The organism is Pseudomonas brassicacearum (genome assembly GCF_009601685.2).
Taxonomy (GTDB): domain Bacteria; phylum Pseudomonadota; class Gammaproteobacteria; order Pseudomonadales; family Pseudomonadaceae; genus Aquipseudomonas; species Aquipseudomonas kilonensis_B.
In genome coordinates, this window is sequence record NZ_CP045701.2 from 2,495,951 (window position 1) to 2,515,561 (window position 19,611).

The window sequence follows — 19,611 nt, forward strand, 5'->3', positions numbered from 1 at the left end:
GTCGGTGATCGAGGTCAGTTCTGCGCAGTTGCAACTCTGGGTGAGCAGCTTCTTCTGGCCGTTCTGTCGGGTGTTGGCATTCCTGATGAGCGACCCGATCCTGGGTCATAAAAACGTTTCGAGCCAGGTCAAGGTCGGCCTGGCGATGCTCCTGGCTTTCCTGCTCGCGCCCAATCTGCCGCCCATGCCGGATGTCGCCCTGTTTTCATGGGCCGGTTTGGGGGTGATTGTGGAGCAGGTGTTGATCGGGATGTCCCTGGGCATGGTCATGCGCGTCACGCTGGCGGTGGTCGAGATGGCGGGCGATATTTGCGGCATGCAGATGGGACTGGCCTTCGCCACGTTCTTTTCCGCCGATACCAGTACCAACAGCCTGGTACTGTCTCGCTTTCTGAGCATGATCACGATCCTGATGTTTCTGGCGCTGGAGGGGCATCTGATGGTGCTCGAGTTGCTGGCGGCAACCTTCAAGAGTTTGCCGATCGGTAACCTGCACTTCGACCCCAATGCCTGGAACCTGCTCGCTCGCTATGGCAGCACGATTTTCCTCACCGGACTTTTGTTGGCGCTGCCTATGGTCGGCACGTTGCTGATCATCAACCTGGCCATGGGCATTCTGAACCGCGTCTCGCCGCAATTGACGGTGTTTTCCGTGGGCTTCCCGGCGACATTGTGCGTGGGGTTGGTGTTGCTGATGGTGGTGATGGGCGATCTGGGGCAGTTTCTCGCCAGGCTGATGACCAACACGCTGCAATTCATGCAGTACCTGATCGAACACATGGCGCGGCCATAAACCCACCCGGGCAACCCTGCGGGAGCCTGGCTTGCCTGCGAAAAACAATGACGCGCAATACCTGAAAACCGCGGCGCACTCTTCGCGGGCAAGCCTTGTTCCCACAGGTTGTTCGTGGCGATTGTGCGGTTTCAGATGTACTCGAACAACGACATTTTCTGAATACTGACGAAGGTCTGCTGGGCAGCCTGCAGCGCGACTTGCAGCGAGGTGTACTCGGTGACGGATTCGGTGTAGTCGGCATCCACCAGACCGGACAGGCGTTCGGTGTAGCTGAGCGCCAGGTCATCACCGATGGTGTCGAGCACTTCCAACTGATTCAACCGTGAACCCACTGAGGTCAGTACGGTCAGGACATTGTCCTGGGCATTGCTCAGTTCGCGACTGACCGTGGACAGGGTGTTGTTCAGGCTGGCTTGATCCGCTTCGGTCTCCACCGGCGTCTGCAACGCTGTGATCAGGTTTTTCAAGGTTGCGAACAGGTCCGGGTCGGCATCGGCCGCGGCGCTGACAGTGATGGTGTCGCCGTCGGCCGGGGTCCCACTGAGGGTCAGGGAGAGCCCGTTGACTTCAAGGGTGTCGCCGGAGGTATACGCAACCGGGTCTGCGCCATCGATGCTGTATTGGGCTGTGCCGTCGGCGGCTGTGCTGAAAGTCACGGTAAAGCCCGTACCGTAGGCGGCGTCCTCGGTGTCAGTGATGTCGGGGCCGTCGAAGGTCACGCTGCCGGTGTTGTCGCCGGCTTCGGCAATAAAACCTGCGGAGCTGCTGACCGACAGGAAAATCGACGCGCCGTTGTCGCCGCTGGTCATGGTCTGGGTGGAGCTGACCTGTTGCGTGACAACGTTGTCATCGCCCTGGTAGACCAGCTCGCCATCGGCATTTTCGGCGAAGGCCGGGCTCTGGCTCTGATAGCCGGAAAACAGGTAGTTGCCGTTGCTGTCCGTGGCATTGGCCAAGGTCACCAGCGTGTCGTAGACGCCTTGCAATGAGGTGGCGAGTGATTCGCGGTCGGCATCGCTCAAGGTGCCGTTGTTGGCCTGGACGACCAGGGCCATGGCACTGCTGATGGCATCGTTGATGCTATCGAGCGTACTTTCTTCCTGGGACAGCGAGGTCGTGATGGCACTACGTGAGTCGGCGTATTGCTCGTTGGCCGCGATCGCCTGGCGGACGTTGACGGCCTGGGCGGCGGCCAGGGAGTCGTCGGAAGGGGTTTCCACTCGCGTGCCGCTGGCCACTTGCTGGGCGGCGTCCTGGTAGGCGCTTTCCTGGGCGAGCATGGAATTCAAGCTTTGGTTGTAAATTGTCGCACTGCTCAGACGCATGGCGTGACGCTCCTTTCAGACGTTATCAGCTGATGTCCAGAATGGTATCGAGGAGGCTGGTGCCCACCTCGACGACCTTCGCACACGCCTGGTAATACTGTTGATAGACAATAAGGTTGGCCGCCTCTTCATCAAGGTTGACCCCCGATTCCGATTGCTGCAGCGTCGTCAATTGCTCGGTCAGGCTCGATTGGGTTTCCAGTTGGCCCGCGACTTTGCTGGCGGTGCTGCCCACGTCACTGACCAGTGCCGAGTAGGTTTGGCTGAGGGTAGAGGTGCCGCCCACAATGTTGTCTGTTTGCAAATCCAGCATCGCCAGGGCGTTGGTGTTATCGCTGCTGCCGGTCGAGGTGCCAGCCGCAAGCAGGCTCCCATCGCTGATCAGGGTGCTGAAACTGCTGGCGGCGGTGCGTGTGGGCAGCACCAGAAAACTGTCGCCGTTATCGGCGGTGCCACTGATGGTCACGCTCATGCCGGCGAACGCCAGGGTGCCGGAACTGCTGTCGTAGGTGGCGTCGAGGCTGGCGCCAGTGTCGTTACGGGTCACGGTGTAGCCGTCGGTGTCGGAATAGCTGACGGTGTAGTCGCTGGCACTCAACGCACTCACATCATCGGTGAAGGTCGCGGTCAGAGTGGCGTCACCGGTATTGCTGGTATTGCCGTAGATGCTCGGATCGTCGACCGAAAACAGCGCTGTGCCGGTGTCGCCATTGAGGTCGATACCGGCTTGCTGCAAGGTGTTGAAGGCTTGTGTCAACGAGACTGCCAGCAGCCCCAACTGGTTTTGCGTGTCGGTCAGCGTGGTGTCGCGAAAATCCATCAGCCCGCCCAGGGAACCCCCTTCGAACGTTGCGTCATCCAGCACCGTGGTATTGCCGGCGGCGTCCACGTAGGCGACCACTGTTTGGGTCGGGTCGCTGGCCGAAACGCTGGTTTGCAGTTCGAAACTGTCATTACCGGCGACCAGCGCCAGGCCGTTGCTCAGCGATACGCTGTAACTGCCGTTGTCCTGAGTGGTGATATCGACGTCCACCAACTCACTGAGCTGGCTGACCAGCAGGTCCCGTTGATCGAGCAGGTCGTTGGAGGTGGTGCCCAGGGCGTCGGCAAGGCCGATTTTTTTGTTGAGGTCGGCGATCTGCTCGGTGAGGTCATTGATCTGTGTGACTTGGTCGTCGATCTGGCTGTTCACATCGTCCGCCATGTCGTCCAGGTAACTGCCCAATTGGGTGAACTGGGACGCCAGTGTTTCAGCTGCACCGATGACTTCTTCTCGTGCTGCGGTGTCGCTGGCGTCCGAGGTCAGCGTCTGGATGGCCGAGAAGAAGCTTTGCAGCAGGGTATCGAGGCTGGCATCGCCATCGGCCAACAGACTGTCGATCTGATCGACTTCGGTCTGGTAGGTCGAGAGCGCGCTTTCAGCGCTGATCGAACTATTGAGCTGGGTGGTGACGAACTGGTTGTACTGGCGGTCGACACTGGAGATTTGCACGCCACTGCCCGAAGTGGACTCGGAGAAAGTGGCGACCTGCAGGGTATAGCCTTCGGTATAAGCGTTGGTGGTGTTGTTGCTACTGGTACTGAGGGCAATCTGTGCGGCGCTAAGGCCGCTGACGCCAATGGAAATAATGCTCATTGAGAAGCTCCTAAGCTACGTATTGCGCACTATCGGCCCCGTGAAAGTGCAACTTGACCGGTGAGCTCGATTCTTTTCAAAAACTTTTCGGCGATGTTCCCGTGAGCGGCGCAATGACTGACGATCCGGGCCGTCGGCGCTGCGTGTTCAATCACTGTTGCCGGTGTGCCACGGGCGGTACGCTGGGGCGTAGCGGACCGATAGTCGCCATTACCGAGATCAGCTTTTGCGCGTACTGCGGGTCGGTGGCGTAGCCGCCTTGTTGCAAGGCGAGGGCGGCCTGGGGCGCATCCGTGGCATTGCGTACGGCGGCATAGCCGGGGCGGGTGCTGATCAAACGGGCGTAATCGTTGAAGGCGGCCTCATAAGATGAGTAGACGCGGAAGCTCTCGACCTGCTTTTGCGCCTCGCCCGCGGCGTATTCAGTGGTCATGACCTGCGCGGTCGGGCCTTGCCACTGGCTGCCGGCCTTGATCCCGAACAGGTTGTGGCTGTCGGCGCCATGGGCGGTGGTGATCTGGCGGCGTCCCCAATCGGTTTCCAGCGCGGCCTGGGCAAGGATCAGTTCGGCCGGCACGCCACTGCTGTTCGCGGCTTTTTGCGCCGACTCGTTCAGCCGTGAAACGAACGCCTGCACATGCTCGGGACGTTCGTTGTCCGTTCCGCTGACTTCACGGCGCTTCCACGCTTCGAACGCCTGGGTCTGGGCCGCATTCGCAAAGGGCGAGGCCGCTGCGGTGCTGCGCGCCGATGGCACGTCGAAGAACAGGGCTGCCTCGCTCTCAACGTCGGCGCTGACGTCACTGGGCTTTGTGAAGTGGCCACCCAGTTGTCGAGTCAATTGCTCGGCCAGGCCGATGCCCTTTCCCGACAAGCTCTGGGCCCATTGCTGGTCGAGCATCTCAGTGTACAGCTCGGTTTGCGAGTCGCTGGACATCTCCGATTTTGGAATCGCCGCCCGCATGCTCTTGAGCATCATCTGCAGGAATAAAGCTTCAAACTGCTTGCTGGCCTCTTTCAGGCTTGCCCCCGGGTCCTGCTGCGAACGCCGTTTGAGTTGCTCCAGGCCCTGGACATCAAGGGCAAATCCGTCGGTGCTGCCCATCATGCTCATCAGATGATCTCCAGCTCTGCCCGCAGGGAACCGGCTGCCTTGAGGGCTTGCAGGATGACCATCAGGTCTTGCGGGGTGGCCCCCAAGGCGTTCAAGCCCTTGACCACGTCCATCAAGTTCGCCGTGCCTTCGAGCAAATGCAGCGAGCCTCCCTGGGACTCGATGGAGATATCGCTTTTAGACGTCACGGCGGTCTGCCCGCCACTGAAGGCACCGGGTTGGCTGACGGTATTGGTGGTGTCGATGATCACCGAGAGGTTGCCGTGAGCGACTGCTGCGCGGTAGAGCTTCACCGAGCTGTTGAGCACCACCGAGCCGGTGCGCGAATCGAGAATCACCTTGGGGCGCATCGGGGCCGGCAATACCTCGATGCTTTCGATGCGCGCCATGAAGTTAACCCGCTCATTGGGTGAGCGCGGTCCCTGGATCTGGATCATGCCGCCGTCCATGGCCGACGCCACGGTGTTGCGCAACTCGGTGTTGATGGCATAGACCAAACGCTGGGCGGTGGCGGAGTCTGGCTCATGCAGGTTGAGGTTGAGCAAGCCATTGTCGGTACTCAGGTGCAGTGGAACCGCACGCTCGACAATGGCGCCCCGGCTGATGCGTCCTCCGGCCAGTTGATTGACTTGCACGCTGCTGCCGTTGGCCGAGGCGCCCGCACCGCCGACCAGCAGGTTGCCTTGTGCCACGGCATAAACCTCGCCGTCAGCGCCCTTCATGGGGGTCATCAGCAAGGTGCCGCCGCGCAAGCTGCGGGCATTACCGATCGAAGACACAACCACGTCAATCTGCAGTCCTGGGCGAGACAGTGCTGGCAGGTTGGCGGTGACGATCACCGCGGCGATGTTGCGCATCTGCATGTTGGCATCCGCCGGCAAGGTGACGCCCAGCTGCGACAGCATGTTGGTCAGGCCTTGTTCGGTGAACGGGCTCTGGGTGGTCTGGTCGCCGCTGCCGTCCAGGCCCACCACCAGGCCATAGCCCACCAGGCTATTGGGCCGTATCCCGGCAAAATCGGCGATGTCGCGAATCTGCTCGGCCTGTACCGTGCCGCCTGCCAGCAACGCGCCGGCACACAATAGGATGCGCAGGATTCGGCATCCAGATCGGGCGGCGCGCAGCAGTGATTGAATGAATACAGTGTCAGCCATGGTTCCCGTACTCAAAATGGAGAGATGTTAAGGAGGACGCGATGGAGCCAGCCCATACGCTGCGCTTCGTTGATGTAGCCATCACCGACGTATTCGATCCGGGCCTGGGAAACCTGGGTCGACGACACCGTGTTTTCTCCGGTAATGGTCCGGGGATTGACCACGCCGGAGAACCGGATGAATTCGGTGCCCTGGTTGATTGCAATCTGTTTGTCGCCCCGCACCCGCAAGTTGCCATTGGGCATCACCTGCATGACCGTCACGGAAATCGTGCCAGTGAAGGAGTTGTTGGCCTGGGAACCGCCGCCACCGCTGAAGTCGTGGGTTGTCGAGGCGTCGAGCCCGAAATCGCCGACCTGGGAGGCGCGGCTGGAGGTGGTCGCCAGGCTCAAGCCCATGGAACCGGCGCGGTTGGCATTGGATGAGGAGGTCTTGCTGGCGCTGACTTGTTCTTCCAGTTCGATGGTCAGCGTGTCGCCGATCATCCGCGGACGCCGGTCCTCGAACAAGGGTTGCGGCCCGCGGCTGCCCTGGTAGATCGAACCGTTGGCCAGCCGGGCGGGCGCCTCTGGTACCTGCATTTGCTCGTCCGGTACGACGGGCTTGCGGGGCAATTGTTCGCAACCTGCGGTTGCCAACAAAGCGGCCAGTACCATCGATAGAGGCCATCCCGATAAGGGCTTATGCGCCATTTTCTGTGTCTCGAACATGGCGGTCAGAGTTGAGTCAGACGCTGTAGCATCTCGTCCGAACTCTCGACGGCCTTACTGTTGATTTCGTAGGCGCGCTGGGTCTGGATCATGCCTACCATTTCCTCCACGACGTTGACGTTGGAGGTCTCGACGTAACCCTGGGACAGGGTTCCACCGCCATTGAGCCCGGGTGTGGTTTCGGTCGGGGACCCCGAGGCGTCTGTCTCCAGATACAGGTTCTGGCCGATGCTCTGTAAGCCTGCCGGGTTGATGAACAGCGCCAGATTCAGTTGCCCGACCTGGGTCGAGGTGGAACTGCTGGGTTGGGTCACCGAGACGATGCCGTCGGTACTGATGGAGATCGCCGTGGCGTTGGCCGGAATGGTGACCCCCGCCGAGAGCTTGTAGCCGTTGGACGTGACCATTTCGCCGTTCGAGTCGAGCTGGAAGCTGCCGTCACGGGTGTAGGCGGTGGTTCCATCCGGCATGTCGACCTGGAAAAAACCCAAGCCATTGATGGCCAGGTCTTTGGAGTTGCTGGTCTCTTCGAGATTGCCTTGGGTATGCAGGCGTTCGGTGGCGACTTCACGCACCCCGGTACCTACCTGCAAACCGGAAGGCAACCGGGTGTCGGTACTGCTTTGTGCACCTGGTTGGCGTACGTTCTGGTACACCAGGTCTTCAAATACCGCTCGCGACCGCTTGAAGCCATTGGTGCTGACGTTGGCCAGGTTGTTGGCAATCACGTCCATTTGCCCCTGCTGGGCTTCCAGGCCGGTTTTGGCCGTCCACAGTGATCTGATCATCGATCGGTTCCTTAGTCATTCAACCGTGAGGTCAGCCCTGCAGGGAAAGCAGGCTATTGGCGGTCTTGGCGTTTTCGTCGGCAGTACTGATGGCTTTCATCTGCATTTCGTAGCGTCGCGAGTTGTCGATCATGGCGACCATGGCGCTGGTAGGGCTGACATTGCTGCCTTCCAGCGCGCCGGGAGTCACGTGCATGGTTTCGTCGGCTGGCAGTGGTTGCACGGCGCCGCTGGCATCCGGCAACGCTCGGAACAGACCGTCGGTACCGGCCTGCAGGGTGCCGGGCAAGGCCGATACCAACTTCAGTCGACCCACTGGACTCAAGCCCCGGGGCTCCATGCCGAGCTCACGAACACTGATCGTGCCATCGCTGCCCAGGGTGATTTCGCTGCCCAGCGGCACAGTGATCGGACCACCGTCACCGATGACCGGGCGGCCACCCACGGTCATGGCACCGGTGCCATCGACCTGCAAGTCACCTCGGCGCGTGTAGGCCTCTTTGCCGTCGGCGGTTTGCACCGCCAGCATGCCGTTTTCACCGAGCGCGACATCCAACGCCCTGTCGGTATGGGTGATTGGCCCTTCGGTCCAATCGACGCCCAACCCGTTTGCAACGACGGAGACGCGTGTGGGCAAACCCTCGCCTGCGACAGGCGAGGACTGCATTTCGACCAACTGAGAGCGAAAGCCCGGCGTCACGATATTGGCCAGGTTGTTGGCCACGACGGCTTGCTGTTCGAGGGCCTGATTGGCCCCGCTCATGGCCGTGAAGAGCATGCGATCCATGCGTCAGGACCCGATGTTCACGGCTTGCTGGAGCACTTCGCTTTGTGCCGTGACCGACTTGGCATTGGCCTGGAAGTTGCGCTGGGCGATGATCAGGTTCACCAGCTCTGCGGTCAGGTCGACGTTGGAGTCCTCGGTCGCACCACTGAGGATCGAACCCAGGGAGCCGCTGCTGGCAACGCCCAGCAAAGCCTGGCCGGATTCGGCGGTGGCAAGCCAGGTATTGTCGCCGTTGGACTGCAAGCCGTTTTCATTGCTGAACGTGGCCAGTTGAATCTGGTCGATGTCTTGGGTCTGGTCGTTGGAGTAGGTGGCAACGACCATGCCGGTGTCATCGATGGTAAAACTCACCAGGCTGCCGGAGGTGTAGCCGTTTTGAGAGATGTCGGACACTTCGGAATCGTTGCCGAACTGCGTCGTGCCGGTCAGGTCCAGCGCGATGGTCATGGCCGCGGCGCCATTGTCCGGGTCATAGGTGTAGGTGCCGGTTTCGCCGCTGGTGATCAGGCCGCTGGAGCTGAACTCCACGGTTTGTGTCTCGGTCAGCAGGTTGCCGTCGATTGCGGTATGGACTTCCCAGGTGTTCTCGGCGGTTTTGCTGAAGTAAAGCGTGCTGGTGTGGCTGACGCCCAGGGAATCGTAGAGGGTCGTACTCGTTGAATAGGAGTAGGTCGACGAGTCGGTCAGGTCGAAGGTGTCGGTGATGATGTCTTCACTGGCGTCCAGGTTCAGTTCGGCGTCCACTTCGGTACTGGCGCTGGCCTGCATGCCGGCCGTCGGGATCTGAATGACGCCGTTGACGCCCAGCAATTGATCGCCGGCGGCGTTTTCCAGGTAGCCATCGGCGGTCAGGGTCAATTGACCGTTGCGTGAGTACACGGTTTGCGTGCCGTCGGTGAAGGTGAGGAATCCCTCACCGTTGATCGCCAGATCCAGCTCGTTATCGGTGGTTGTCAGGCTACCGGAGGCGAAGTTCTGGACCACACCTGAAACCGAGGTCCCCAGGCCGACATCGGCGCCGGAATAGACGTCGGCGAACTGAGTCGTGGAGCTTTTGAAACCGACGGTCTGGGAGTTTGAAATGTTGTTGCTGACGACGTTGAGGTCAGTGGAAGCAGCCGTCAGACCACTAAGCGCTTGGGAAAAAGCCATGGTATTTCTCCTGAAATGCGAACGATGACTGACCAGTCTTGGCAACTGCGGACAATGGCCGGTTATGAGTGAGGCAAATTGATCAAAGCACCAGGCTGATGTCGCTCAGCGCGACGTTTTCATTGACGCCACCCAGATCGAGCGCCACTTCGTTGCTGCTGTCGGTGGTCACGCCTGTCACCAGGGCGTATTTCAGCGCGGTGGTGGTCACGGCGGTGTCGTCGGCAGTAGCGCTGATGGAGAAGGTGTAGGCCCCGTCGGCTGCGGTCGTGCCGTCGTCCTGTAACCCGTCCCAGGTCATGGCTTGGGTGCCGGCGCTCATGTCGCCTTCATCCAGGGTACGAACCACCGTGCCGCTGCTGTCTTTGATGGTGACAGTGACGCTGTCGGCGTCACTGTCCAGGGTCACGCCGAAGGTGGTGGCGACGCCACTGGCGACCTGGATGGTGTTGCCGTCGATCAACACGCCGTTGCCCACCAACGCCGAGGCTTGCAGGGTCTCGCTGGCGCTGATCTGGCTGGAGATGCCCTCCAGCGTGGTGGTCACCTCCTCGATGCTGCTGATGGTGCTGATCTGTGCCAGCTGGGTGACCATTTCGCTGTTGTCCATCGGGTCGGTCGGATCCTGGTTCTGCAATTCAGTCGTCAGCAGCGTCAGAAACTGATCTTGCAATTCATCCGAGGCCGAAGCCGTGCTTTCAGCGGTCGTACTGCTGCTGTTCATGGTCGAGAGGACAGAACTGGAAATCGTGCTAGCCATGGTTTACGCCTCACCTAGAGTCAAAGTTTTCAGCATCATTTCCTTGCTGGTAGACATGACTTCGACGTTGGCCTGGTAGGAGCGCGAAGCGGAGATCATGTTGACCATTTCGCCCACGGGCTCGACGTTGGGCATGGTCACGTAGCCCTCATCGTTGGCCAGTGGGTCGCCGGGACGGTACTCCTGGCGCATGGGGGAGCCGTCTTCGACCACCTGGCTCACCCGTACGCCACCAATGCGGTTGCCGGCCTGGTATTGCGATTCGAAGACCACCTGGCGGGCGCGATAGGCCTCGTTGTCGGGGCCGCTGGTGGTGTCGGCGTTGGCCAGGTTGCTGGCCGTTACGTTCATGCGCTGGGACTGGGCGCTGAGCGCGGAACCGGCGATATCGAAAATGCTGAACATCGACATAGTGTTTTCCCCGCTTTATTCGGATTGCATGGCTGTCTTGAGTGCCTGCAACCGGCTGCTCAGAAATGTCAGGCTTGCCTGGTACCTGACGGCGTTATCGGTGAACTGCGCACGCTCGCGGTCCATGTCCACGGTGTTGCCGTCAAGGCTTGGCTGGTCAGGCACGCGATAGAGCAGGGTGCGGCTCGAGAGGCTGTCGCAGGCTGCATGCAGGTGGCGGTCCGAGGTGGTCGTCAGCGTCATGCCACGCTCATTGGCGCGACCCTTTTGCAGCGAGTTGGCCAACTCGGTACTGAAATCAAAATCTCGCGCCCGGAAGTTGGGGGTGTCGGCGTTGGCAATGTTGTTGGCCAATACCTGCTGGCGCTCAGCGCGCAAACTCATTGCGTCCTGCTGGAAGCGCAGCTCGTTGTCGAGCTTGTCGATCATTTCGGCGAACCTGTGCTTCAAATAATTGAACGGCTCGCAGGTTAGTCCCAAGGTCGTCGATGCAAAGGCTGAAACAGGCCGCTATTTGACGACCAATTCAGACCTTGCCTTGTCGCCAGGGAGCCTAAAATTCTCCACTCGCTACCTCGAGGGTTGGCTTGATGACAGGGTTTTTCCGGCCTCGTGCGCTGCTCAGCCACGTCTGCCTGCGCCAATGGGTTTTGATTGCACTGCTACAGAACGGCATCGCCATGGCTCAACCGAGTGAGCTGCAAGAGCAAGTGCGTCACTTGATTGAGCCGCGCCTGCCGCCTCGCAGCCAGCAGGTGCAGATCGACATCGGGCAGCCGGCCGCACGGATATCGGCGTGCGGAAGACCTTTGCCGTATCTGGTGCATCCTGAGCAAAGCGTGTTGGGTCGCGTGGCGGTTGCCGTGGGTTGTGAAGGAAACGAAGGCGTAACCGGCTATCTTCAGGTCAGTGTGAGTGCGGTCGGCGATTATGTGGTCAGCCGGCAAAGGATCGCGGTGGGTGATGTCGTCAAGGCCAATATGCTGGAAATCCGGCGTGGCGCGCTGGAGCGCTTGCCCAAAGGTAGCGTGCTTATGCCAGAGCAGATCATTGGCCTTCAGGCCAGTCGCAGCTTCAACCGCGGTGCCGCCCTGGCACTGAACAATTTTCGCCCGCGCTGGCTGGTGGAGCGCAATCAACGTGTGGTGCTGCAAGCCAAAGGCGCCGGGTTCACTATCCGGCGTAATGGCAAGGCACTGGACAATGGCCGACTGGGTAGCAGCGTCAGGGTACTGAGCAGCGACGGCAAGCTGCTCAATGCGCAGGTTGTTGGCCAGAGTGAGTTGTTACTGCGTTATTAAAATGTTTGCCAAATCCCGATCACCGGTCAAAGTTTGCCTTCTCGATTGCCGATAGTGACCCAACAACAGCCAACGAAGCCTCTAACGTGAAAATCATAAGCGCTAACCTGACCAATACCCTTGCGCCGACCGACAGCAAAGTGCCCGGCACCAGCTCGCAACGAACCGAGCTCCAGACGCTGGACGCGCCGCTCGATGACGGCGTGCAGGTCTCCAGTATCAGTGCCATTGCCGATGTTCAAAGTGCGTCGGATGTCGATATGGAAAAAGTCGCGGCCCTGCGCCAGGCCATCGAGAGCGGCACCCTGCAAATCAGCTCGGAGTCGATCTATGAAGGCTTGGCGGCGAGTGCCAGAGAGACGCTCGATAGCGATATGGCCTGAGCGATACGAAAAACCGACACCGATGAGTTTCAGGTACCTATGAGTCTGGTTAAACATTTGGAGTTGCAGCAGCAGGCCATCGTGGAGTTGGTCGAACTGCTGGAGCAGGAACGCCGCGCCTTGGCTCAAGCCAGGGTCGATGGCGAAAAACTGAGAGAGCTGACGGCAAGCAAACAGGTGGCGCTGCAGAAACTGGAGCAGTTGGAGGCCAGTCGTTATGGGGCGCAACTGAAACTCGGCTATGGGCCTGGCCGAAAAGGCGCGTTCAGGGCGGCTCAAGAGGCCGACTGTCTGGCTGCCTGGCGGCAAATGCAGGCGTTGGCGTTGCGCGCCCGAGAAATAAATACTTCCAATGGCGCGACCCTCAGCCTGCGCATGACGTACAACCAGCGCATCGTCAGCTTCCTCAACAACCTCGTCGGCAACAAACTGTACGGTCCGGACGGTCGAGCCGTGCGCAACAGTGTTTAAGTCGTCGCATATTCTGACCGCGCGGCGGGAAGTCTGTGTCGACCAGGTTGTGCAGGGGCTCGACGGGTGTGCAGGTGTTCGGCGTTATCCGGCCTCAGAACTGTTCGGGTTGCAGTTGCAACAGTGACGGGCTGCCGGCGCGGATGCTTTGTTCCAAGCTGAGGATGCGCGGCAGCAGACGGCTGAAGTAGAAGCGCGCGGTGCCCAGCTTGGCGCCATAGAACGTAGGGTCTGTGGCGTGTTTGTGGTCGGCTGTCTGGGCCATGCGTGCCCACATGTACGCGTAAGCGACGTAGCCGAACATGTGCAGGTACTCGACGCAGGCGCTGCCGATGGCGTGGGGATCGAGGCTGGCCTGTTGCTGCAGCCAGTCGCTGAGGCTTTCCAGGCGTTGCACGGCGTCCAGTAGCTCGGCGGCATAGGCGGCGCCGGGCAGATAAGCGAAGTCACGGATCTGAGCGGTGAACAAACGCAGGGCCACGCCGCCGTTGCCCACTACTTTGCGTCCCAGCAGGTCGAGGGCCTGGATGCCGTTGGTACCTTCATAGATTTGAGCGATGCGCACGTCGCGTACCAGTTGTTCCTGGCCCCATTCGCGGATGTAGCCGTGGCCGCCGAATACCTGTTGGCCATGGATGCAACTGTCCAGGCCGGTGTCGGTGAAGAAGGCCTTGGCCACTGGCGTCAGCAGGGCCACCAGGGCTTCTGCATCAAGCCGCTCCTGGGGATGGTCGCAGAACTTGGCCAGGTCCAGTTGCTGGCCGACGTAGCAGGCGAAGGCCCGGCCGCCTTCGGTCATGGCCTTCATGCTGAGCAGCATGCGTCGTACGTCGGGATGGACGATGATCGGGTCGGCGATCTTGTCCTTGGCCTGGGCGCCTGCGGGGGAGCGGCTCTGGATACGTTCCTGGGCATAGCGGCGGGCGTTCTGGTACGAGGCTTCGGCGCAGCCAATGCCTTGGATACCAATGGACAGCCGCTCGTAGTTCATCATGGTGAACATCGCCGCCAACCCCTTGTTGGCCTCACCGATCAGCCAACCACTGGCACCGTCGAAATTCATCACGCAAGTGGCTGAGGCCTTGATGCCCATCTTGTGTTCGATCGAACCGCAGCTGACGGCGTTGGCTTTCCCGAGCGTGCCCTGCGCATCAACGCAGATTTTCGGTACCAGGAACAGCGAGATGCCCTTGGGCCCGGCGGGCGCATCCGGCAGCTTGGCCAGGACCAGGTGAATGATGTTTTCCGTCAGGTCCTGCTCGCCGCCGGTGATGAAGATCTTGCTGCCGGTGATCTGGTAACTGCCATCCGCCTGGGGTTCGGCACGGGTGCGAATGATGCCCAGGTCGGTGCCGGCATGGGCTTCGGTCAGGCACATTGAGCCGGCCCAGCGCCCCTCGTACATCGGTGGCAGGTAGAGGGCCTTGAGTGCTTCGCTGGCATGGGCGTCGATGGCCAGGCAGGCGCCGGAACTCAGCGCCGAGTACAGGGCGAAGCTGGAGTTGGCGGCGTAGAGCATTTCTTCGAACTGTACGGCGAGCATCTTTGGCATCCCCATGCCGCCGTAGGCCGGGTTGCCGCTCAGACCGACCCAGCCGCCGTCGATGTAGGTCGAGTACGCCGCCTTGAAACCGCTCGGCGTGCTGACCTGGCCGTCGTGCCACAGGGCACCTTCCTCGTCGCCGCTGCGGTTGAGTGGAAAGATCAGGCTATGGGTGACCTTGGCGGCTTCTTCGAGAATCGCATCGGCGGTGGCGGCGTCGACGGTATGCGCCAGCGCGGGCAGGCGGGCCCACAGGTTCGGTGCGTTGAAGACTTCGTGCAGGACAAAGCGCATGTCGCGCAACGGGGCGTTGAATTCGGGCATTGCAATGAACCTCATGCAAGGAAAGGAGGTGGAATGGCGCAGTCGCGCGGTTCACGGATCACAATCCCAGGCACCGCTGACGTGCGGGTGCTCGCTTGCCCACGAGACGGCCGGTGAGAGGCCGGGTCTGTCAGCGATGCCTGGGTTTTTTCGGCGGTCGGGCTAGAGATTCTTCGCCATGTCGCGCAGTACGAACTTCTGGATCTTGCCGGTGGAAGTCTTGGGCAACTGGGTGAAGACCACCGTGCGTGGCACCTTGAAACCTGCCAGGTGCTCGCGACAGAAGCTGATGATCTCGGCTTCGCGCACGTCTGCATGGTCGGATTTGAGGGTGATGAAGGCGCAGGGTGTTTCACCCCATTTTTCGTCAGGACGGGCCACCACGGCGGCTTCCAGCACCGCCGGATGCCGATAGAGCACGCCTTCCAGTTCGATGGTGGAGATGTTCTCGCCACCGGAAATGATGATGTCCTTGAGCCGATCGCGGATTTCCACATAGCCATCGGCATGGGTCACGGCCAAGTCGCCGGTGTGGAACCAGCCGCCTTCAAAGGCTTCGGCGGTGGCGCTGGGGTTTTTCAGGTAGCCCTTCATCACGGTGTTGCCGCGCATGAAAATCTCACCGATGGTCTGGCCGTCATGTGGGGTTGGTTCGAGGGTCCTTGGATCGGCCACCATCACCCCTTCCAGGGTCGGGTAGCGTACGCCTTGGCGAGCCTTGATCTGGGCTCGCTGTTCCAGTGGCAGCTCATCCCAGGCCGCGTGCCAGGCGCATAGGGTCACCGGCCCGTAGACTTCGGTCAGGCCATAGACGTGGGTGACCTTGATGCCCATTTCCTCGACGGCGCCAATCACCTTGGCCGGCGGTGCCGCTCCTGCAACCATGGCACTGACCGGATGGTCGATCGCGGCCTTGGCCGAGTCGGGCATGTTCACCAGGGCATTGAGCACAATGGGCGCACCGCAAAGGTGGGTGATCTGATGTTCGCGAATCAGGTTGAGGATTTTTTGCGGATCGACCCGGCGCAGGAACACATGGACGCCGGCCAGGACGGTCACGGTCCAGGGATAGCACCAGCCGTTGCAGTGGAACATCGGCAAGGTCCAGAGGTACACCGGGTGATTGCCCATGGCCCACGTCATCTGGTTGCCGAGGGAATTGAGGTAGGCGCCGCGGTGGTGATACACCACGCCTTTGGGGTTGCCGGTGGTGCCGGAGGTGTAGTTCAGGGAAATGGCCTGCCATTCATCGTCTGGCCACTGCCAGGTGAAGTCCGGGTCGCCCTCGGCAAGAAACGCCTCGTAGTCCAGTTCACTGACCGCCAGGCCTTCGCCATATTCCGGATCGTCGAGGTCGATCACCAGGGGCGGGTGGTCGAGCATGCCGATGGCCGCTTGCACCACGTCATGGAACTCACGGTCGGCGATCAACACCTTGGCTTCGCCATGGGCCAGCATGAATGCGATGGCTTCGGCATCCAGGCGTACGTTGAGGGCATTGAGCACCGCTCCGATCATCGGCACACCGAAGTGCGCTTCAAGCATGGCCGGAATGTTCGGCAGCATGACCGCCACCGTGTCGTTTTTGCCGATGCCGCGACCGGCCAGGGCTGAGGCGAGGCGCCGGCAGCGACTGTAAGTGTCGGCCCAGGTGCGCCGGATCGAGCCGTGGATCACGGCCGGGTAATCGGGATAGACGCTTGCGGTGCGCTCGATGAAGCTCAGGGGTGTAAGGGCGATGTGGTTGACGCCAGTTGGCGCAAGACCTTGTTCGTAGATGGACATGGCTGGGGTACCCGGTGGCTGATTATTAGCTCTATTGGCCGAGGTTCTCGGGGTCACGGGCTGCCGGTGCTAGCTCAATCGCAGTGCGATTGTCGACAGGCGCGTTCACCACGGAAAAGCTCGGTGACTTATCCGGGGGAATTTATATACTGTTTGCCGATTGATATGGAAGTACTACCTGAGTTGTATAGTATATGTACCATATGTCGCCCGCCCTATTTTCACGACAGGTTTTCTGATGATTTCCACCTCCGTTCGCTTGCACGGCTGGTTGCGCCTGCAACGTGAAGGCATGGCCCTGGCGGCTTGTGCCGATGCCCTGTGCCGGGCCTTGCAGGATTGTGCGCAAATCCGCCGGGCGGTCTACCTGAGCTGGCATGCGCCAAGTGGCATCTATCGGCATGAAGGCCGTGCCCGGCATTTGCCGCCGGGCTTTGGTGAAGCTTTGCAAAGCAGTGACCGGGCACTTTTCCAGCGCTTGCAGGACGAGGAGCGGCTGGAACTGGCGCAGGTGCGTCAGCTCGATTGCTGGCTGGCCGGTCGTCTGCGCCGCGCGGCCCTCGAGCATGGTCAGGTCCTGGCGTTGGCCCTGCAGCCGGGGCAGCAAGGCTTGCTGCTGGTTGAGCTACAGCCCGAAGTGGGTCAGGACTGGCTGGTGGCGGTGCACGAATTACTGAGCCTGCTATTGGCCAGTGTCAGCGGCCAGTTGCGCGATTCGCCGCTGCTCGGCCATGACCCGCAGCCAAGTGCATTGCTTGATTCGCGAGGCCGACCGCTGGAGCTCAATGAGGCGCTGATGGCGCTGCTCGAACAGCTGTCGTTGGCCGATGCCTCGAGCCTGTTGCCGGTCAGCCACGCGCACCTGGTCCAGGCCTGTCTGACCCAGCAGCGAGCCATCGAGAACGTGGAGGTGCAGGTTGCCGAGCAGATCCTGATCTGGACGTTCATTCCCGACCCCAAGGCCAATCGTGTGCTGGCCCGCTGTCGCCAGGCCACCGCACAGATCCTCGCTGAGCGCGAGTCGGCCAAGGCGCGACGCCTGTACCGGCTGATCACCGAAAACACCACCGACCTGATTTCCCGCCATACCCCGGACGGCTGCTTCCTCGATGCGTCACTGGCCTCTTGGACCTTGCTCGGCTATTGGCCGCAGGAGCTGCATGGGCGCCAGGCCCACACGCTGTTTCACCGGCAGGACCAGGCCGGCCTGATGCAACGCACCCGCGATGCCCTGGAGCAGGACGGCTATCACACCATGACCTACCGCATTCGCCATCGCGACGGCCACTACCTGTGGTTCGAGACCGCGTGCCGAGCCATTCGCGAAACCTACACCGGCGCGGTGGTTGAAGTGGTCAGCGTGTCCCGGGACATTACCGCGCGGGTCCAGGCCGAAGAAAACAAGCGTCGTCTGGCAGAGGTGGTGGAAGCCAACACCGACCCGGTGCTGTTCATCCAGCCCGATGGCGCGGTGACCTACCTCAACCCGGCGGCGCGCCGCACCCTTGGACTGGATGCGCAACACAGCCTGCCAATGCTGGATGCCTTTCTCAGCGCCGAGGTGCTGGACAGCCTGGAACAGGAGGGCTGGGATTATGCCGAGCGCAGCGGCCGCTGGAGCATCGAGGCTCGGCTGCAACCGCCGGCCGGAGGTGCTTCGGTGCCGGTGTCGCTGATGCTTCTGGCCCATCGCGCGGCCAGTGGCGAGCGTTTCTATTCGCTGGTGGCCCATGACCAGTCCGAACGGGAGTTGCGTGAAGCCCAGCAGCGTCATCATCAAGACGAACTGGCCCACACGGCGCGCCTGGTGACCCTTGGTGAACTGGCCTCGGGCATTGCCCATGAGATGAATCAGCCACTGGCGGCGGTGGTCAATTATGCCAACGCCAGCCAGCGCTATTTGCAGACCCTGGGCAGTCATTCCGAGGCCGCCGAAAAGGTGGCCCAGGGGCTGGAGCGAATCGCCGTGCACGCCAATCACGCATCGGAGGTGATCAAGCGTCTGCGCGCCTTCCTGCGTAAAGGCCGCCGCCGCATGGAGGCCTTGGACCTCAGTGACGTTGCCCGGGCAACCACGCGCCTGTGCCTCTGGGAAGCGAACAGTTGCCAGGTGGAGATCGTGGAGCGGTTGCCGGATAATCTGCCGCTGGTCTACGCCGACCGGGTGTTGCTGGAGCAGGTGCTGCTCAACCTGCTGCGCAACGCCATCGAGGCCAATCGCGAGGCTCATCCCGGCCAGCCGTCACAGATCGTCCTGGCGGTCGAGCCTGGGGCTGACGGCGGGATGCAGGTCAGCGTCAGCGACCAGGGACACGGCGTGCCGACGGCGCAACTGGAGCAGATTTTCACCCCGTTCTATTCCAGCAAGGTCAACGGCTTGGGGTTGGGGCTGTCCATGAGTCGCAGCATCATCGAAGGTTTTGGTGGCGAGTTGCAGGCCCGGCCTTTGGCCGTGGGCTTGCAGATGCGCTGCAACTTGCCGGCGCCGACCCTGGCCGGCTTGGCCCGACAACAAGAGGAGTAAAACAATGGTGAGTGTGGCGCAGCAGGTGGTGTATGTGGTCGACGATGACCAAGGCATGCTCGACTCGACAGTCTGGCTGCTGGAGTCCGTGGGCCTCAAGGCCCTCTCGTTCACCAGTGGCCGGGAGTTTCTCGAGGCTTGCGACAACCCGCTCAATGGGTGCGTGCTGCTGGATGTGCGCATGCCAGGCATGGGGGGGCTCAACGTACAGGAAGAGATGCGCAACCGCGGGCTGCGCCTGCCGGTGATCTTCGTCAGTGGGCATGCCGATGTGCCGATTGTGGTGCGGGCGTTCAAGGCCGGGGCCCATGATTTCATCGAAAAGCCCTACAACGAACAGTTGCTGCTCGACAGCGTGCAACAGGCCTTGAGCCTGGCCGACGACAGCCAGACCGTCAGCGCGGGCCAGGCGCGAGTGCAGGCGCGGCTACAGAGCTTGACCCCGAGGGAAAACGACGTGTTGCTGCCTCTGGTCCAGGGCTACACCAACCGGGAAATCGCCGATCAGCTTGGGGTCAATGTCAGGACCATCGACCTCTATCGTTCCCGGGTCATGAAGCGCATGGGCGCCGAGAACCTGCCGCAGCTGGTGGGCATGGCGATTGTCGCAGGCCTGGTCGATCCGTTGCAGCTGCGCTGATGGCTTG

The 19,611-nt window shown here is 61.2% G+C and carries 19 protein-coding genes; 6 read left to right on the forward strand and 13 right to left on the reverse strand.

What is annotated here, in order from left to right; translation table 11 throughout:
* Positions 1–4 precede the first annotated feature (4 nt).
* The gene (gene fliR / locus GFU70_RS10975; protein ID WP_058546274.1) at positions 5–793 is read left to right on the forward strand and encodes a flagellar biosynthetic protein FliR; all 789 of its coding nucleotides are present in this window, start codon (positions 5–7) and stop codon (positions 791–793) included.
* Positions 794–924: 131 nt separating this feature from the next.
* Here fliR and flgL read toward each other — a convergent pair whose 3' ends face one another.
* The 11 genes from flgL to flgB all read right to left on the reverse strand — a co-directional run bounded on the left by flgL (position 925) and on the right by flgB (position 11,062).
* Entirely contained in the window at positions 925–2,121 is a 1,197-nt protein-coding gene (gene flgL, locus GFU70_RS10980; protein WP_058546273.1) for a flagellar hook-associated protein FlgL, read from the reverse strand.
* 25 nt (positions 2,122–2,146) lie between these two features.
* Positions 2,147–3,757: a flagellar hook-associated protein FlgK gene (gene flgK, locus GFU70_RS10985; RefSeq protein ID WP_153388022.1), complete on the reverse strand. Its 1,611-nt coding sequence runs from the start codon at positions 3,755–3,757 to the stop codon at positions 2,147–2,149.
* A 151-nt stretch (positions 3,758–3,908) separates the two neighbouring features.
* Positions 3,909–4,862, reverse strand: coding sequence for a flagellar assembly peptidoglycan hydrolase FlgJ (gene flgJ / locus GFU70_RS10990; RefSeq protein ID WP_175360229.1), 954 nt, complete (start codon positions 4,860–4,862; stop codon positions 3,909–3,911).
* Positions 4,863–4,870: 8 nt separating this feature from the next.
* On the reverse strand, positions 4,871–6,025 hold the full coding sequence (locus tag GFU70_RS10995) for a flagellar basal body P-ring protein FlgI (protein ID WP_058546270.1): 1,155 nt from the start codon (positions 6,023–6,025) through the stop codon (positions 4,871–4,873).
* Positions 6,026–6,036: 11 nt separating this feature from the next.
* On the reverse strand, positions 6,037–6,681 hold the full coding sequence (locus tag GFU70_RS11000; RefSeq protein WP_226921098.1) for a flagellar basal body L-ring protein FlgH: 645 nt from the start codon (positions 6,679–6,681) through the stop codon (positions 6,037–6,039).
* Between the two features lie 59 nt (positions 6,682–6,740).
* Positions 6,741–7,523, reverse strand: a complete 783-nt coding sequence (gene flgG, locus GFU70_RS11005; protein ID WP_058546269.1) for a flagellar basal-body rod protein FlgG — start codon at positions 7,521–7,523, stop codon at positions 6,741–6,743.
* Positions 7,524–7,554: 31 nt separating this feature from the next.
* Positions 7,555–8,310, reverse strand: coding sequence for a flagellar basal body rod protein FlgF (locus tag GFU70_RS11010; RefSeq protein WP_058546268.1), 756 nt, complete (start codon positions 8,308–8,310; stop codon positions 7,555–7,557).
* 3 nt (positions 8,311–8,313) lie between these two features.
* Positions 8,314–9,462: a flagellar hook protein FlgE gene (gene flgE / locus GFU70_RS11015; RefSeq protein WP_058546267.1), complete on the reverse strand. Its 1,149-nt coding sequence runs from the start codon at positions 9,460–9,462 to the stop codon at positions 8,314–8,316.
* An 82-nt stretch (positions 9,463–9,544) separates the two neighbouring features.
* Positions 9,545–10,222 (reverse strand): flagellar hook assembly protein FlgD, encoded by a 678-nt coding sequence (locus tag GFU70_RS11020; protein ID WP_058546266.1) that lies wholly within the window; start codon positions 10,220–10,222, stop codon positions 9,545–9,547.
* 3 nt (positions 10,223–10,225) lie between these two features.
* Positions 10,226–10,633, reverse strand: coding sequence for a flagellar basal body rod protein FlgC (gene flgC / locus GFU70_RS11025; protein ID WP_058546265.1), 408 nt, complete (start codon positions 10,631–10,633; stop codon positions 10,226–10,228).
* A gap of 15 nt (positions 10,634–10,648) precedes the next feature.
* Positions 10,649–11,062, reverse strand: coding sequence for a flagellar basal body rod protein FlgB (gene flgB, locus GFU70_RS11030; RefSeq protein WP_116642511.1), 414 nt, complete (start codon positions 11,060–11,062; stop codon positions 10,649–10,651).
* A gap of 161 nt (positions 11,063–11,223) precedes the next feature.
* On the opposite strand from flgB, the gene flgA reads away from it, so the two are divergent.
* From flgA to GFU70_RS11045, 3 genes are all read left to right on the forward strand, one after another.
* The gene (gene flgA, locus GFU70_RS11035) at positions 11,224–11,934 is read left to right on the forward strand and encodes a flagellar basal body P-ring formation chaperone FlgA (protein WP_116642510.1); all 711 of its coding nucleotides are present in this window, start codon (positions 11,224–11,226) and stop codon (positions 11,932–11,934) included.
* Between the two features lie 86 nt (positions 11,935–12,020).
* Positions 12,021–12,317: a flagellar biosynthesis anti-sigma factor FlgM gene (locus GFU70_RS11040; RefSeq protein ID WP_058546263.1), complete on the forward strand. Its 297-nt coding sequence runs from the start codon at positions 12,021–12,023 to the stop codon at positions 12,315–12,317.
* Between the two features lie 39 nt (positions 12,318–12,356).
* Entirely contained in the window at positions 12,357–12,788 is a 432-nt protein-coding gene (locus tag GFU70_RS11045; protein WP_153388023.1) for a flagella synthesis protein FlgN, read from the forward strand.
* Between the two features lie 94 nt (positions 12,789–12,882).
* Here the strand turns inward: GFU70_RS11045 and GFU70_RS11050 are convergent, their stop codons facing one another.
* The gene (locus GFU70_RS11050; protein WP_153388024.1) at positions 12,883–14,655 is read right to left on the reverse strand and encodes an acyl-CoA dehydrogenase C-terminal domain-containing protein; all 1,773 of its coding nucleotides are present in this window, start codon (positions 14,653–14,655) and stop codon (positions 12,883–12,885) included.
* A 162-nt stretch (positions 14,656–14,817) separates the two neighbouring features.
* The gene (locus GFU70_RS11055; protein ID WP_153388025.1) at positions 14,818–16,440 is read right to left on the reverse strand and encodes an acyl-CoA synthetase; all 1,623 of its coding nucleotides are present in this window, start codon (positions 16,438–16,440) and stop codon (positions 14,818–14,820) included.
* Between the two features lie 238 nt (positions 16,441–16,678).
* Between GFU70_RS11055 and GFU70_RS11060 the strand changes: the two genes are divergently transcribed.
* Together GFU70_RS11060 and GFU70_RS11065 are read left to right on the forward strand one after the other, a co-directional pair.
* Positions 16,679–18,964 carry a PAS domain S-box protein gene (locus GFU70_RS11060; protein ID WP_193034289.1) on the forward strand — a complete coding sequence of 762 codons (2,286 nt, stop codon included), beginning with the start codon at positions 16,679–16,681 and terminating at the stop codon, positions 18,962–18,964.
* Between the two features lie 4 nt (positions 18,965–18,968).
* Complete coding sequence (locus GFU70_RS11065; RefSeq protein ID WP_058546258.1) at positions 18,969–19,604, forward strand: response regulator transcription factor; 636 nt, start codon at positions 18,969–18,971, stop codon at positions 19,602–19,604.
* The last annotated feature ends 7 nt before the right edge of the window (positions 19,605–19,611 follow it).